This is a genomic window from Mesorhizobium sp. M0601 (genome assembly GCF_040320845.1).
In the GTDB taxonomy this organism is placed as follows: Bacteria; Pseudomonadota; Alphaproteobacteria; order Rhizobiales; family Rhizobiaceae; genus Mesorhizobium.
Window position 1 is genome coordinate 252,955 of the sequence record NZ_JAMYQK010000001.1, and the last position, 14,143, is coordinate 267,097.

The following is a 14,143-nucleotide window of genomic DNA, read 5'->3' on the forward strand; positions in this document are numbered from 1 at the left end:
ATAGAGCGAGATGAACGGTGAAACCGAAATCGTCGACCTCTTCGTCATCGGCGGCGGTGTCAATGGCGCCGGAATCGCGCGCGATGCGGCGGGCCGGGGTCTGTCGGTCATTCTTTGCGAAAAGGACGATCTTGCCGAGGGCACCAGTTCGCGATCGGGAAAGCTCGTTCATGGCGGTTTGCGCTATCTCGAATATTACGAGTTCCGCCTGGTGCGGGAGGCGCTGATCGAGCGCGAGGTGCTGCTCGAATCCGCGCCGCACATCATCTGGCCGATGCGCTTCGTGCTGCCACACAGCCCCGATGATCGGCCGGCCTGGCTGGTGCGGCTCGGCCTGTTCCTCTACGACCATCTTGGCGGCCGCAAGCGACTGCCGGCCACCCGCACGCTCGACCTGCGCACCGCGCCAGAAGGCGCGCCGATCAAGGACAGCCTCAAGCGCGGCTTCGAATATTCCGACTGCTGGGTCGACGACGCCCGCCTGGTCGTCATCAATGCGCTCGACGCCGCGGAGCGTGGGGCCAGGATATTCACCCGCACTGCCTGCACCGCTGCCCGCCGCGAAAACGGCCTGTGGTCGGTGGAGATGCGCGACGGTCGAACCGGCGTCAGGACCACAGTCCGGGCACGGGCGCTGATCAACGCCGCCGGACCCTGGGTCAACGACGTCATCAACCGCGTCGGCGGCCAGAATTCCAGGCGCAACGTGCGCCTGGTCAAGGGCAGCCACATCGTTGTGCCGAAATTCTGGGAAGGGCGGCAGGCCTATCTCGTTCAGAACAGCGACAAGCGGGTGATCTTCATCAATCCCTATCAGGACGATCTGGCGCTGATCGGCACCACTGACATTCCCTATGAAGGGCGGCCGGAGGACGTGACCGCCGATGCGAGCGAGATCGATTACCTGATCAAGGCAGTCAATCGCTACTTCAAGCGCCAGCTCGCACGAAGCGACGTCGTCTACTCGTTTTCCGGCGTCAGGCCGCTCTATGACGACAATGCCGACAATCCGAGCGCGGTGACCCGCGATTACATATTCGAACTCGACGCACCGGCTGGGCAGGCGCCGCTGCTTTCGGTCTTCGGCGGCAAGATCACCACCTTCCGCAAATTGGCCGAGCACGCGCTCGACCGTATCGCCCCGTTCTTTCCGAAAATGGGCAAGCCGTGGACCTCGAAAGGGCACCTGCCGGGCGGCGATATCGCCAATGCCGATTTCGAGCAGTTCCTCGGCGACCTCGGCCATGAATTTCCCTGGATGCCGGCATCGCTGGTCAAGCATTACGGCAGGCTCTTCGGCACAAGGACGCGCGATCTGGTCGGCGCGGCCACCTCGCTCGCCGAACTGGGCCGGCGCTTCGGCAAGGATTTTTTCGAGCGCGAAGCCAATTACCTGTTCGAGCATGAATGGGCCGAGACCGCCGCCGATATTCTCGAAAGGCGCACCAAGCACGGCCTGCATCTGTCCGCCGCGGAAAGAACCGCCTTCGAGGACTGGTGCTCGAGCCGGCTGGCAAAGGCCGGCTGATGGCCTTTACGCTTTCGCTCAACACCAATCCGCTGGTCAACCGCTTTGCGGAGCCGGACGACCTGATCGACGCGATCGCCTATCAGATCGGTATCAGGGACGTCCAACTCACCCATGAATTCGTCAATCCCGGCTGGCCGGCGGCGACGATCGCCAAATTCGTCCGCCTGTTCCGCTCCGCGCTCGACCGCACCGGGGTGCGCGTGACCTCCGCGATGACCGGCCCTTACGGCCGGCTCAATCATTTCGGCCATCCCGATGCCGACGTGCGGCGCTACTACGTCGACTGGTTCAAGACCTTTTCAGAAGTTTCGGCCGAGCTCGGCGCCGCAGGCATGGGCACGCAATTCGCGATCTTCACTCACCGGGATTACGACAATCCTGAACGTCGCGCGCGGCTTTTCGACATCGCGCTGGAATGCTGGCGCGAGGTCGCCGAGCATGCCAAAGCAGCCGGCTTGACCTACCTGTTCTGGGAGCCGATGTCGGTCGGCCGCGAATTCGGCCATACGATCGAAAGCTGCCGGGCACTGCAGCGCGAGATCGAAGCGGCCGGCATGGCCGTCCCGTTCAAGATGATGGTCGACATCGACCATGGCGACGTGACCTCGAGCAATCCGGCGGACACCGACCCTTATGCCTGGGCCGAAGCCTTTCCCAGGCAATCGCCGATCATCCACGTCAAGCAGTCGTCGATGAACAAGGGTGGTCACTGGCCGTTCATTGCCGCTCACAACAAGGACGGCCGCATCACGCCGGAAAAGCTGCTGGAGACGGTTCGCCGTGGCGGCGGCGTCGACAACGAGATCTGCCTCGAATTGTCGTTCCGCGAGCGCGAGCCCGTCGACCACCAGGTCATCGCCATGATCCGCGAGTCGGTCGACTACTGGGCACCCTTTATCGAGACCGGCAGGGCCGATCTCTTGCCGCGAGCATGATCGGATGAGCAGGAGCTGAGGCAGCTCCTGCTCAGAGCCGGAATACGTCAGCCAAATTTCGGATCGAGGCTTCCGGACTTGTAGCGCTTGGCCATTTCCGACAGCGGCAGCGGCTTGATCTTCGGTGCGTTGCCGGCGGTGCCGAATTGCTCGAAGCGCTCCTTGCACAGCTTCCGCATCGCGGCCATTGCCGGCGTCAGATATTTGCGCGGATCGAATTCGCTCGGGTTCTCGGTCAGCACCTTGCGGATTGCGCCGGTCAGCGCCATGCGGTTGTCGGTATCGATATTGATCTTGCGCACCCCGTGCTTGATGCCGCGCTGGATCTCTTCGACCGGCACGCCCCATGTCGGCTTCATCTGGCCGCCATATTTGTTGATGATCTCCTGCAACTCCTCCGGCACCGAGGACGAGCCGTGCATGACGAGATGCATACTCGGCAGACGGCGGTGGATTTCCTCGATGACGTTCATGGCCAGTACAGCGCCGTCCGGCTTGCGGCTGAACTTGTAGGCGCCGTGGCTGGTGCCCATGGCGACTGCCAGCGCATCGACACGGGTGTCGCGCACGAACTGTTCGGCCTGCACGGGATCGGTCAGCAGCTGGTCGTGGCTGATGACGCCCTCGACGCCATGGCCGTCCTCCTGCTCGCCGCCGCCCATCTCCAGCGATCCGAGAACGCCGATCTCGCCTTCCACCGAGACGCCGCCCCAATGCGCCATGTCGACGACGCGGTGGGTGATGCCGGAATTATAGGCGTAGTCGGCCGGCGTCTTGCCGTCTTCCTTCAGCGATCCGTCCATCATCACCGAAGTGAAGCCGTGCTGGATCGCGGTGACGCAGGTCGCTTCGTTGTTGCCATGGTCGAGATGCATGCAGACCGGGATATCGGGATGGATTTCGACCAGCGCGTCGATCAGCTTGGCCAGCACCACATCATTGGCGTAGGCTCGCGCGCCGCGGCTCGCCTGCAGGATAACCGGCGATTTGGTCTCCTCGGCTGCCTCCATGATGGCGAGGCCCTGTTCCATATTGTTCATGTTGAAGGCAGGCACGCCATAGCCGTATTCGGCGGCATGATCGAGCAATTGTCTCAGTGTGATGCGAGCCACTCAGTAGTCTCCCGTATCCGGTTTCGAGCCAGTGTTTGCGGGCCGTTCGGTTGTCGACGAGCCCCTGATGCTTCTGGCCGGATTTCCGCGGCACCGCAACCGCTGGGCGCTCGGCCGGCAGCAATTCTTGTTACAGGACGCGACCAGAAGCGTCATGATATCCCAAAGAGATATAACATTATCACAAAAATTTGGTGGCTTGTGCGACGTTTGCTGTTATATCTCGGAACCGGATTGCACAAGGATGCCGCGGAAATGAAGAGCGACGGCCGCCGGCAAGGCATCATGGATTTTCTGATGGACATCGGCACCGCCAGTGTCGACGATCTTGCCTCACGCTTCGGCGTGTCAAAGATGACTGTCCACCGCGACCTCGACGAGCTCGAGGAAAGCGGCTTCCTGCGCAAGGTGCGCGGCGGCGCCTCGATCCAGCCGAGCAGCCTTTTCGAGAGCGATTTCCGCTACCGCCAGCGGCTGGCCGGCGACGAGAAGAAGCGCATCGCCGCCGCTGCCGTGACGATGATCGAACCGGGTCAGACGGTGATCATCGACGATGGCTCAACCGCGGGCGGCGTTGCTCGGCATCTTGCCGATCTGCGTCCGCTGACGGTGATCTCGAACAATCTGGCCGTCATCCAGGATTTGGCGGGCGTTGCCGGCATCAACCTGATTGCGCTCGGCGGCCAATACAACAAGAAGTTTCACGGCTTCTTCGGCCTGCTCGCCGAGGACACGCTGAAATCATTGCGCGCCGATGTCGCGTTCCTGTCGTCATCGGCCATCCATGGTGCCTCTGCCTTTCACCAGGATCAGGAAGTGGTCCAGATCAAACGGCTGATGATGGCCGCAGCAGCGCGCAAATATCTGCTGGTCGATCATGGGAAATTCGGCCGCACTGCCTTGCACTTCCTGACAGATCTCAAGGCCTTTGACACGGTCTTCACCGGCCGCGAGCCGCAGCCGCAGATGCGCGCCGCGCTGGATGGTGCCGGCGTTTCGCTGACAGTGATCGCAGAATAGGAGGGCACGTATGGTTTATTGGGTCGGCACCAGCTGGAAAATGAACAAGACGCTCGCCGAGGCGATGGCTTTCGCCGAGGCGCTGGCGGAGTTCGTCCCCGGTTTCGACGAGCGCATCCAGCCTTTCGTCATCCCGCCCTTCACGGCGATCCGCGAGGTCAAGAAAGCGCTGTCGCCGACGCGCATCAAGGTCGGCGCGCAGAACATGCATTGGGCCGACGCCGGCGCCTGGACCGGCGAGATCTCGCCGGTCATGCTGAAAGACTGCGGCCTCGACATGGTCGAGCTCGGCCACAGCGAACGGCGCGAGCATTTCGGCGAGACCGACAACGCCGTCGGTCTGAAGACTGCGGCGGCGGTGAAGCACGGTCTCGTGCCACTCATCTGCGTCGGCGAGACCCTGGCTCAACGCGACAGCGGGCAGGCCGCTGCGGTGCTGGCCTTGCAGGTGCACGGCGCGCTGCAGTTTCTCGAAGGCGCGGCGAAGGCGGCGACGATCCTGTTTGCCTATGAGCCCGTCTGGGCGATCGGCGACAAGGGCGTGCCGGCCAGTTCGGACTATGCCGACAGGCAGCAGGCGCTAATCAAGAAAATCGCACGCGACCTGCTGCCGGTGGTGCCGCCGGTGCTTTATGGCGGCAGCGTCAATCCGCAAAATGCCGCCGAACTGGTCGGCCAGCCCAACATCGACGGCTTGTTCATCGGCCGCTCGGCCTGGCAGGCGGACGGCTATATCGACATCCTCAAGCGCGCCTCGGCGGCGATCTGAATCACCAAACAGGAAGGAAACGGAACATGAAAATTGCCATTGGAGCTGATAGCGCCGGCAAGCCGCTGCTCGACGTCATTGCCGCTCACCTCGCTACCAAGCCTGGCCTCACGGTTAGCGACCTCAGCCAGTCGGGCTACTATGCCGACCTGTCACAGAAGCTCGCGCAGACCATCCTGGACGGCGAAAACGATCGCGGCATCCTGTTTTGCGGCACCGGCATCGGCGTATCCATATCCGCCAACAAGGTGCCCGGCATTCGCGCCGCACTCACCCACGACACCTATTCGGCCGAGCGCGCGGCAAAATCCAACAACGCCCAGATCATCACCATGGGCGCCCGCGTCATCGGCCCGGAACTGGCCAAGTCGATCGTCGATGCATGGCTTGCATCGGAATTCGATGAGAAGGGACCGTCGGCCGGCAATGTCCAGGCGATCGACAGGCTCGACGCGGCGAAGCGGGGTTAAGCCAGACTGTTCCACATCGCTCTGATAATCGTCACGGCCGATGCGGCGCCGGGGTCCATATGCCCGAGCGAGCGCTCGCCGAGCCGCGATGAGCGGCCCTTGGCGGCGATCATGTCCTTGGTCGCCTCGGCACCTCGTTCGGCCGCTGCAAGTGCAGCCTCCAGGCTCTCGGACAGGCTCTTGCCGGCTTCCTGCGCGGCACCCGCTGCTTGCGCAGCCGGCAGCCAGGCGTCGACCATGGTCTTTTCGCCGAGCTCGGCCTTGCCGCGATCCTGGATGCCTTGCGCCATCGCCCGGAGCATGGCGATGGTGTCAGCGTCCTCCAGAATTGCCTTGCCTTTGACGGCGGCGGCACCGCGCATGAAGGCGGTTGCATAGAGCGGGCCTGACGAGGCGCCGACCGCGTTGAGGAAGGATTTCGCCGCAGTGTTGAGCAGCGCCGTCGGCTCGGTCGCCGCGAGGTCGAGTTGCGCTAGTGCATCGCGCGCAGCTGTGAAGCCTAGTGCCATGGCGATGCCATGGTCGGCGTCGCCGATGACGCCGTCGAGTTGGCAGAGCCTGTCCTTGTCGGCGTCGATCGCCGCCGCGATCTCATCGAACATTCTTTTCAAGCCGACTGAATCGATCGAGGTCATGATGCTTTCTCAGCCGGCGCGGAACATGGCGCCGTCGCAAGGATGGTCGAGCATCGCCTGCAACTCGCCGTCGAGATGCATCAGCGTCACCGAGGCGCCGGCCATTTCGAGCGAGGTGCAGTAATTGCCGACCCAGGTCGCGTGGACGGAAATACCGACGTCATCCAGCCTCTGCTTGACGCGTCGGTTCATGATGTAGAGCTCCATCAACGGCGTTGAGCCGAGCGAATTGACCAGAACGGCGACCTTATCGCCGCGCGCCGGCGCCATCTCGTCGAGGACCTTGTCCAGCATTTCGTCGGTGATCTCGTCGGCCGTTTTCAACTTTCCGCGCGCGATGCCTGGCTCGCCATGGATGCCCATGCCGATCTCCATCTCGTCCGGTCCGATCTCGAAATTGGGCCGGCGGGTCTGCGGCAGCGAGCAGGGCGACAGCGCCACGCCCATGGTGAAGGTGTGATCGTTGGCCTTCCTGGCGATACGCTCGCATTCATCGAATGACAGCATCTGGTCGCATGCGGCACCGGCGGCCTTGAAGATGAAGAAATTGCCGGCGACGCCGCGCCGCTTCTGCCTCTGGTCGCGCGGCGCCGAGGCGACATCGTCGGTGGTCAGCACGGTGCGCACCTCGATGTCGTCCATTGCCGCCATTTCGGCGGCCATGTCGAAGTTCATCACGTCGCCGGCATAGTTGCCGTACATGAACAGCACGCCGGCGCCACCGCTGGCCGCCTTGGCGCATTCGAGGATCGGGTCCGGCGGCGGCGAGGCGAAGACATTGCCGATCGCGGCGGCGTCGGCCAGCCCCTTGCCGACGAAGCCGAGGAAGGTCGGCTCGTGGCCCGAGCCGCCACCGATGACGAGACCGACCTTGCCTGGGCGCGGTCCGTCGCGGGCGATAATGGCGCGCGGACTGCCGTCCGCGCTTCTGAGATGGCGCGGATGCGCGGCCAGGATGCCCTCCAGCATCTCGTCGACGGAGCGGTTACCGTCATTGATGATCTTCTTGGTCTGCACCGGCATCCTCCCTGGTTTTCGTGAGATACTACAGCGCCTTACCGGGATTTCCACCCGGCGGTGGAGGTTTCACGCCGCGATGTGTTCGCGTGCCGCCAGCAGTCGCACGCAGGCACTGGCCGCCTCTTTGCCCTTGACCTTGAAATGCTCGAAGAAGAAGCGGTGATGGTCCGCGCTGTCATGGTAGTTGTGCGGCGTCAGCACCGCCGAAAGCACCGGCACGCCAGTCGACAATTGCACATTCATCATGCCGTCGATGACCGCGCTTGCAACAAACTCGTGCCGGTAGATGCCGCCATTGACGACGAACGCGGCGCCGAGGATAGCGGCATAGCGGCCGGTCACGGCAAGCGTCTTTGCATGCAGGGGAATCTCATAAGCGCCAGGCACATCGAAGACATCGACGGCAACGCGTTTCTCTCCGAGAACCGCCAGTTCCGCCTCGAATGCTTCAACGCATTGGTCGACGATATCGGCATGCCAACGCGCGCGAATGACGGCAACGCGGATCGTTTCATAGTCGTTGTGGGAATGCTGATTCATGGGTCCATCCTTCCGTTTCGAACCAGAATCAGGACGCACGATATGGAGTCCGAACCGCGAAAGCGGACCGTCTTCCATTTCGTTCTCTTCCATCCGGACTGTGACCGTCGGCTCCGGAATCACACCGGATCTGCTGACCCCTCCGGCTAACCGGAAAGCGCTCGCGGGCTTGGGCCGAGACCCTTACCGCCGGTGGGGACTTTCGCCCCGCCCTGAGAACATTGACGGCGTTTGTATGGAAGGACCGGAAAGCGCTGTCAACCACCGGCATCGTCATCGATGGCGCAGAAATAGCGATCCGTTTCGACCTGGTCACCGTTGAGGGCGAGGGAGGAGAGCGTCAAATGGCGATCACAGGTAAGGCAGGCAGCACCTTGTCCAAGGTGATGGGAAATTCACGCACTCGCACGCCGGCCGCGTTGTAAACGGCGTTGGCGACAGCAGCCCCCGCACCGCACACGCCGAGCTCGCCGAGACCCTTTGCGCCAAGCGGGTTGGCCTTGTCGTCGTCTTCCTCGAGGAAGGCGACCTCCATATCGGGGACATCGCCATTGACCGGCACATGATACTCGGCAAGATCGTGATTGACGAAGTGGCCGTAGCGCGGGTCGAGCACCGTCTGCTCCATCAGCGCTGCACCGATCCCCCAGGTCATGCCGCCGATGATTTGCGAGCGCGCGGTCTTGGCGTTGAGGATACGGCCCGCGCCGATCACAGCCAGCATCCGGCGCATGCGGATTTCACCGGTATCGCAATCGACAGCGACCTCTGCGAAATGCGCGCCATAGGAATGCTGCGAATAGGTCTTGTATGACTGGGTGGTGGCGCCCGCGGCTACGGAGCCTTCGGCTTCGAGCCCGTCGGGAGAGATCCCTCGGATAAGATCGGCCAGGCTCGCCGATCGCTGGCCGACCCTGACCTCGCCGTCGGCAAAGCTTGCCTCGGTGGCGTTCGCGCCGCGCAACGGCGAGGCTTCGTTCGACTGCGCCGCCTCCAGGATCTGTTTCTTGAGGATGTTGCACGCATCATGCAAGGCCGAACCCGCGCTTGCTGCGCCCCAGGATCCGCCGGAGCCGGCGGTACGCGGGAAGCGGCTGTCGCCGAGCTCCACCTTGACGGACGAGATCGGCAGGCCGAGGCTCTCGGCGGCAATCTGAGTCAGGATCGTATAGGTGCCGGTCCCAATATCGGTCATGTCGAGCCGCGCCGTCACCCGACCGTCCCGGTCGATCGCAACCCGCGCCGTCGCCGCGCCGATATAGTTCGGACGGATCGCCGCCGCCATGCCGTGGCCGATAAGCTTGCGGCCCTCCCGAGTTCGGCCCGGTGTCGGGTTTCTCCGCTCCCAGCCGAAACGGCGGGCGCCTTCCTCCATGCAGGCGACGAGATTGCGGGTGGAGAACGGCACGCCGCGCTCGGGATCCTGTGCCGGTTCGTTGCGGATCCTGAGTTCGATCGGGTCCAGACCGGCGCGCTCGGCGAGCTCATCCATGGCGCATTCGAAAGCCAGCATGCCGGGCGCTTCGCCGGGCGAGCGCATCCATTCGCCGCGGTTGATGTCCAGCGGAACCAGGCGATGGCGGGTGAGACGGTTCGGCGCCGCGTAGAGCGAGCGCGCAAAAACTGCCGTTTGTTCGCAGTACTCCTCGAAGCTGGACGTTGCCGACCAGACATCGTGCGCGATCCCGGTGAGCCGCCCGTCAGTGTCCGCGCCGAGACGTACCTGTTGGACCATCTCTGCGCGATGACCGGCATTGGCGAACATCTGTTGTCGCGTCAGCGCGATCTTCACGGGGCGCTGCAGCACCTGCGCTGCAAGTGCGGCCAGGATCGTGTCGGCATGGGCAATCAGCTTGGAGCCGAAGCCTCCGCCGATGAAGGGGCTGACGATGCGCACTCGCTCGAGCGGGATGCGAAGCGTGCTGGCGACCCCGGCCCGGAAGTTCGCGAGGGTCTGCGCCGATGTACGGATCGTCAGCTCGTTGCCTGACCAGGCAGCATGCGTCGCATGCGGCTCCATCGGATTGTGATGTTCGAAGGGGGTCCCGTAAGTGGAATCGATCTTGATCGGCGCCGTCGCAAAGGCGCGCTCGAAGTCGCCGACCACGCTGTCGGTCTCGAAGCCGGCATTGGTCCGCCTTGGCGCGTAGGCGTCGGCGATATGTCCCGGTAGATCGTAGAGGCCTGGCTCCTCGTCGTAGCGTACTCTGATGAGGCCCGCAGCAGCGCGTGCAGCCTCGAACGTCTCCGCAACGACCAGCGCGACCGGCTCGTCGTAATACCGTACCCGATCGCTGTTGAGCGCGGGCCGGGGGCGCGTGAAGACCTCCGGCACCGTTGGCGTGACCGTTGGGCCGAAATCCGGCTGGGCCGGCGCATTCCGGTGCGTCATGACGAGCAACACTGCCGGCGCCCGTTCGGCTTCGGTCGTGTCGATCTCGGCGATGCGGCCCTTGGCGACGGAGGCGCCGAGAATGTAGCCATAGGCTGTACCATCCAGCTTATTCTCGTAAGCGTATGTGGCGCCGCCCGTCACTTTGAGCGGACCGTCGATGCGGTCGATCGGCCGCCCGATGATGCCAGCATCGGCACGAGGTTTCACCCTTGAATGGGTGGCGGAGCCGGGCAGTCCGGGTATGGTCTCGTTCATAAGTCACCTAAAGATTTTTCATCTGGAGTTCGGAAACATCGAGGCCGCGACGACGCCGCTTCCTCGCACCTTTATGTTCGTCGCGCGGCGGCCGGAGCTCACGCGGCGATCTCGCCGAAATACTCGCGAAACTCGACCAGCCTCCCTGTTGGGCCGGCTCGCATGAAGATCGCATGCAGGCCAGTGTAGGGCGCGCCACCGATTGTCCCGCTCCCGCGATCGCAGACGATGACCCAGTCGGCGGCGAAGAGCTTGAGATCGACGGTCGATTTGGTGATCCTGTTCCCCAGCGCTTGGTGCGCGGCGGTCCAGGCTGCGAGTGCCCGTTTGCCCTCTGGCGGTCCGTGTCGGCCTCGTTGCTCGCCGACAGGGAATTGGAAGGTCATCGTCTCATCGCAACAGTCAAGGAATGCCGTCCAGTCGCCAGAGGCCCAGCCGGCAAAGAAGGCGTCTACGGCGGCCTCGAGCCCGTGACGAGCTCCCGGATCGGATGTGGCGCCCCAGGCTGTGGCGGCAGAGACGAGAAGGCCGCCACCCGCGGCGGCAACGGCGCGTCGCGTGAGTTTCATATCGATCTCCTGCTCGGCGCCTGCATCTGGGAACCGCGATTCGGGGTCGTCGTCTCTGTCATCGCATCACCTCATGCACTCTCGGCGGCAGCAGCGAGCGTGTGCCGCATCGTCCGTTTCGCCAGCGGGATCTTGAAATCATTGCCGCCATGCCCGACGGCTCCGGCGAGCGCGGCTTCGGCGGCGTCGCTAAAGGCGCCGTCGGATGCCGCCGCTCCTGCGAGCGTCCGCTCCGCCTCCGTCGCGCGCCATGGCTTGGCTGCCACGCCGCCCATGGCGATCCGAGTGCTTCGGATACGGTCGCCGCTTTTCTCGACGATTGCTGCCACCGACACCAGCGCGAAGGCGTAGGAAGCACGGTCGCGCACCTTGCGGTAAACCTGTCGGCCGGGTGGCGGCGGCGGCAGGGCAACCGCGACGACTATTTCGCCGTGGCCGAGCACGGTCTCCACCTGGGGCGTCGCCTCGGGCAACCGATGGAAATCGCCGATCGGGATCGTGCGGGTCTCGCCGCCGGGCGAGACGGTCTCAATCCTGGCGTCGAGCCCGGACATGGCGACCGCCATGTCGGAGGGATGGACCGCAATGCAGGCTTCGCTCGCGCCGAGTACGGCGTGCATGCGATTGAAGCCCTGAAGTGCCGCGCAGCCCGAACCCGGCTGGCGCTTGTTGCAGGGCATGTTGCGGTCGTAGAAATAGGGACAGCGCGTGCGCTGCAGGAGATTGCCGCTGGTCGAGGCCTTGTTGCGTATCTGTCCGGACGCTCCCGCCAGCAGCGCTTGCGTGAGCATCGGATAGCGCGACCTTACCCGCGGGTCGGCGGCAAGATCGCTATTGCGGACCTGGGCACCGATCCGAAGTCCGCCTTCCGCCGTCTCCTCGATCCGATCAAGCGGCAGCCGGCTGATGTCGACGAGATGCGCTGGGCGCTCGATCTCGAGCTTCATCAGGTCGAGCAGGTTGGTGCCGCCGCTGATGAACTTGGCGTCCGGCCGGGCCGCAACCGCGGCCGCCGCCTGCTCAGCACTCGCCGCACGTTCATAAGTGAAGGACTGCATTGCTCATGCCTCCTCTGCCGCGTCGCGGATTGCAGCGACAATGTTCGGATAGGCGGCGCAACGGCAGATGTTGCCGCTCATCCGCTCGCGGATCTCGGCATCGGTGAGAGCGACGGAAGCCGCTGCCACGTCGGCGCTCGCATGGCTTGGCCAGCCGGCCCGCGCCTCGCCCAGCATGCCAACCGCCGAGCAGATCTGGCCTGGCGTACAGTAGCCGCACTGGAAACCGTCGCGGGCGACGAAGGCGGCCTGGACCGGATGCAGCCGGTCACCCTCGGCAAGGCCCTCGACCGTGGTGATCTCGTCGCCTTCATGCATTGCGGCAAGCGTCAGGCAGGAATTGATCCGGCGCCCATCGACGAGCACCGTGCATGCGCCGCACTGGCCGTGGTCGCAGCCCTTCTTCGAGCCGGTGAGGCCGACATGGTTGCGCAGCGCGTCGAGCAGCGTCGTCCGCGGGTCGAGCTCGACGGCAAGATCCTTCGCGTTGATCCGTAACGACATCGTCATCGTCGGTAGCGGCGAGGACGATGCAGCCGCCGTGACGGTCTCGGCCGGCTCGGCGTCAACCGGTAGTCCGGTAGCCAGCAGCACCCCGGTCGCAACACCGCCTTCCAATACCATCCGACGCGTCGGCCCGCTCCTGTTGTCCGTTTTGGCCATGCATGATCTCCCAGCCGCAATGAGGCGCAGACGGCAACTTGACCCGAGCGAACCCTCGGGTTCTGTCACCCAACGACACTGGAGGTGGGAGTGCGGGCGGCGGCTTTCTTTCAAGAAACCGGCGGCACTATCAGGATTCTGGAGAAGAATTCACCCGATAGGCACGAGGCGTCATGCCCCTCAGACGTCGGAAGGTCGTGGTGAAGTGGCTCTGGCTTGAGAAGCCGAGCCGAAAGGCAATGACACCGATCGACAAACCCGTTTCGCGCAGTAGCGCCTCCGCTCGCCGCACCCGTTCCTCGATCACATAGGCGTAGGGTGCAAGGCCGGTCGTCGCCTTGAAGCGACGCGCAAAACTGTCGACGGCCATGCCCGCGGCGGCTGCCAGCTCACTTAGCGAAATGTCGGAATTCATATGCGCATCGATGTAATCCCGAACGCGACCAAGTGCCCGGCGGCTGAGACAGCCGTGACGTACAAACCGCGGTTGCTCCCGGCTCAGGTTGGCCACGCGGAGACTGACGAGGGCGACCAGATGCTCGACATAGGCAGTGTCTGGCTTGTGGCCGAGTGCCATCTCGTCACGAAGCGAACTCAAGAGCGTGGCGACGACCGCGTCTTTCTTGTTTACCAGTATAGGCAGGTTCCTCAGGCGTTCGCATCCGGGAAGCCCGATATCGGGATCGATCCACAGGGCTGAATAGGAGAGGTTTACATCGCGATAGAAGCCCTGTCGTTCCGCGCCTGCCGGGACGAAGGTGAGGGCTCCGGGACGGTCCATTCCGTCGTAAAGGGATCGTGCCTCGTGCCGGATGGATGTATGGGACGTGCCGCCTTCTTCGGTCAGCACGATCAGATGATGAGGGGCTGTCCAGCGGAGCTCCGCCTCCCGGCACGCCCACCGCCGGTTGTCGAAGACGATCGAGGAGCTGACCCATGACGCGGTTTGCAGGGGCTCCGACTTCTCGTCCTGGCTCCGAACCCGTCCGTCACCAAGCAACGGTCTGAATGACATCGCGGTATCCCGCTGGTTCACTCGCCGAGCCGTGGGCAGCCCGGCTTCGAGCGTTGGGCGCCGCCCCGCCGCTACGCATACGGCCGTCCATGTGGGACAGGCAACGGGCGTTTTTAACCGTGCCGTGTTCAAGAAATCGTGAGATCAGGCAAATCC

At 63.8% G+C, this 14,143-nt stretch carries 14 protein-coding genes and 1 riboswitch; of the genes, 5 read left to right on the plus strand and 9 right to left on the minus strand.

The features are described from left to right. Positions 1 to 10 precede the first annotated feature (10 nt). Both NKI41_RS01315 and NKI41_RS01320 read left to right on the plus strand, forming a co-directional pair. Positions 11 to 1,528 carry a glycerol-3-phosphate dehydrogenase gene (locus tag NKI41_RS01315; RefSeq protein ID WP_352680997.1) on the plus strand — a complete coding sequence of 506 codons (1,518 nt, stop codon included), beginning with the start codon at positions 11 to 13 and terminating at the stop codon, positions 1,526 to 1,528. Further along, entirely contained in the window at positions 1,528 to 2,466 is a 939-nt protein-coding gene (locus tag NKI41_RS01320) for a sugar phosphate isomerase/epimerase family protein (protein WP_352472317.1), read from the plus strand. The genes NKI41_RS01315 and NKI41_RS01320 overlap by 1 nt, the downstream gene beginning before the upstream one ends. A gap of 47 nt (positions 2,467 to 2,513) precedes the next feature. Here NKI41_RS01320 and fba read toward each other — a convergent pair whose 3' ends face one another. Then, a complete protein-coding gene (fba, locus tag NKI41_RS01325) occupies positions 2,514 to 3,578 on the minus strand; it encodes a class II fructose-bisphosphate aldolase (protein ID WP_352472270.1) in 1,065 nt (354 codons plus the stop codon). A 255-nt stretch (positions 3,579 to 3,833) separates the two neighbouring features. Between fba and NKI41_RS01330 the strand changes: the two genes are divergently transcribed. Genes NKI41_RS01330 through derI form a run of 3 tightly spaced genes read left to right on the plus strand, consistent with a single transcriptional unit; the run spans position 3,834 to position 5,837 of the window. Next, positions 3,834 to 4,598, plus strand: a complete 765-nt coding sequence (locus NKI41_RS01330; RefSeq protein WP_352680999.1) for a DeoR/GlpR family DNA-binding transcription regulator — start codon at positions 3,834 to 3,836, stop codon at positions 4,596 to 4,598. Between the two features lie 10 nt (positions 4,599 to 4,608). Then, a complete protein-coding gene (locus NKI41_RS01335; RefSeq protein ID WP_352472271.1) occupies positions 4,609 to 5,367 on the plus strand; it encodes a triose-phosphate isomerase in 759 nt (252 codons plus the stop codon). Positions 5,368 to 5,393: 26 nt separating this feature from the next. Next, positions 5,394 to 5,837: a D-erythrulose-4-phosphate isomerase gene (derI, locus tag NKI41_RS01340; protein WP_023676015.1), complete on the plus strand. Its 444-nt coding sequence runs from the start codon at positions 5,394 to 5,396 to the stop codon at positions 5,835 to 5,837. Here derI and dhaL read toward each other — a convergent pair. From dhaL to NKI41_RS01380, 8 genes are all read right to left on the minus strand, one after another. After that, positions 5,834 to 6,472 (minus strand): dihydroxyacetone kinase subunit DhaL, encoded by a 639-nt coding sequence (gene dhaL / locus NKI41_RS01345; RefSeq protein WP_352472272.1) that lies wholly within the window; start codon positions 6,470 to 6,472, stop codon positions 5,834 to 5,836. The genes derI and dhaL overlap by 4 nt on opposite strands. A 9-nt stretch (positions 6,473 to 6,481) precedes the next feature. Further along, a complete protein-coding gene (locus NKI41_RS01350; protein WP_352503003.1) occupies positions 6,482 to 7,489 on the minus strand; it encodes a dihydroxyacetone kinase subunit DhaK in 1,008 nt (335 codons plus the stop codon). A 69-nt stretch (positions 7,490 to 7,558) separates the two neighbouring features. After that, positions 7,559 to 8,032, minus strand: coding sequence for a 6,7-dimethyl-8-ribityllumazine synthase (locus NKI41_RS01355; protein ID WP_352681001.1), 474 nt, complete (start codon positions 8,030 to 8,032; stop codon positions 7,559 to 7,561). A gap of 77 nt (positions 8,033 to 8,109) precedes the next feature. Beyond that, a riboswitch (FMN riboswitch) is annotated at positions 8,110 to 8,256 on the minus strand. A 116-nt stretch (positions 8,257 to 8,372) separates the two neighbouring features. After that, on the minus strand, positions 8,373 to 10,682 hold the full coding sequence (locus NKI41_RS01360) for a xanthine dehydrogenase family protein molybdopterin-binding subunit (RefSeq protein ID WP_352472275.1): 2,310 nt from the start codon (positions 10,680 to 10,682) through the stop codon (positions 8,373 to 8,375). Between the two features lie 98 nt (positions 10,683 to 10,780). Next, the gene (locus NKI41_RS01365; protein WP_352472276.1) at positions 10,781 to 11,251 is read right to left on the minus strand and encodes a nuclear transport factor 2 family protein; all 471 of its coding nucleotides are present in this window, start codon (positions 11,249 to 11,251) and stop codon (positions 10,781 to 10,783) included. Between the two features lie 71 nt (positions 11,252 to 11,322). Next, positions 11,323 to 12,309, minus strand: a complete 987-nt coding sequence (locus NKI41_RS01370; protein ID WP_352681004.1) for an FAD binding domain-containing protein — start codon at positions 12,307 to 12,309, stop codon at positions 11,323 to 11,325. 3 nt (positions 12,310 to 12,312) lie between these two features. Further along, entirely contained in the window at positions 12,313 to 12,972 is a 660-nt protein-coding gene (locus NKI41_RS01375) for a 2Fe-2S iron-sulfur cluster-binding protein (RefSeq protein ID WP_352681006.1), read from the minus strand. A gap of 130 nt (positions 12,973 to 13,102) precedes the next feature. Then, on the minus strand, positions 13,103 to 13,987 hold the full coding sequence (locus tag NKI41_RS01380) for a helix-turn-helix domain-containing protein (protein ID WP_031211585.1): 885 nt from the start codon (positions 13,985 to 13,987) through the stop codon (positions 13,103 to 13,105). Between the last annotated feature and the right edge of the window lie 156 nt (positions 13,988 to 14,143).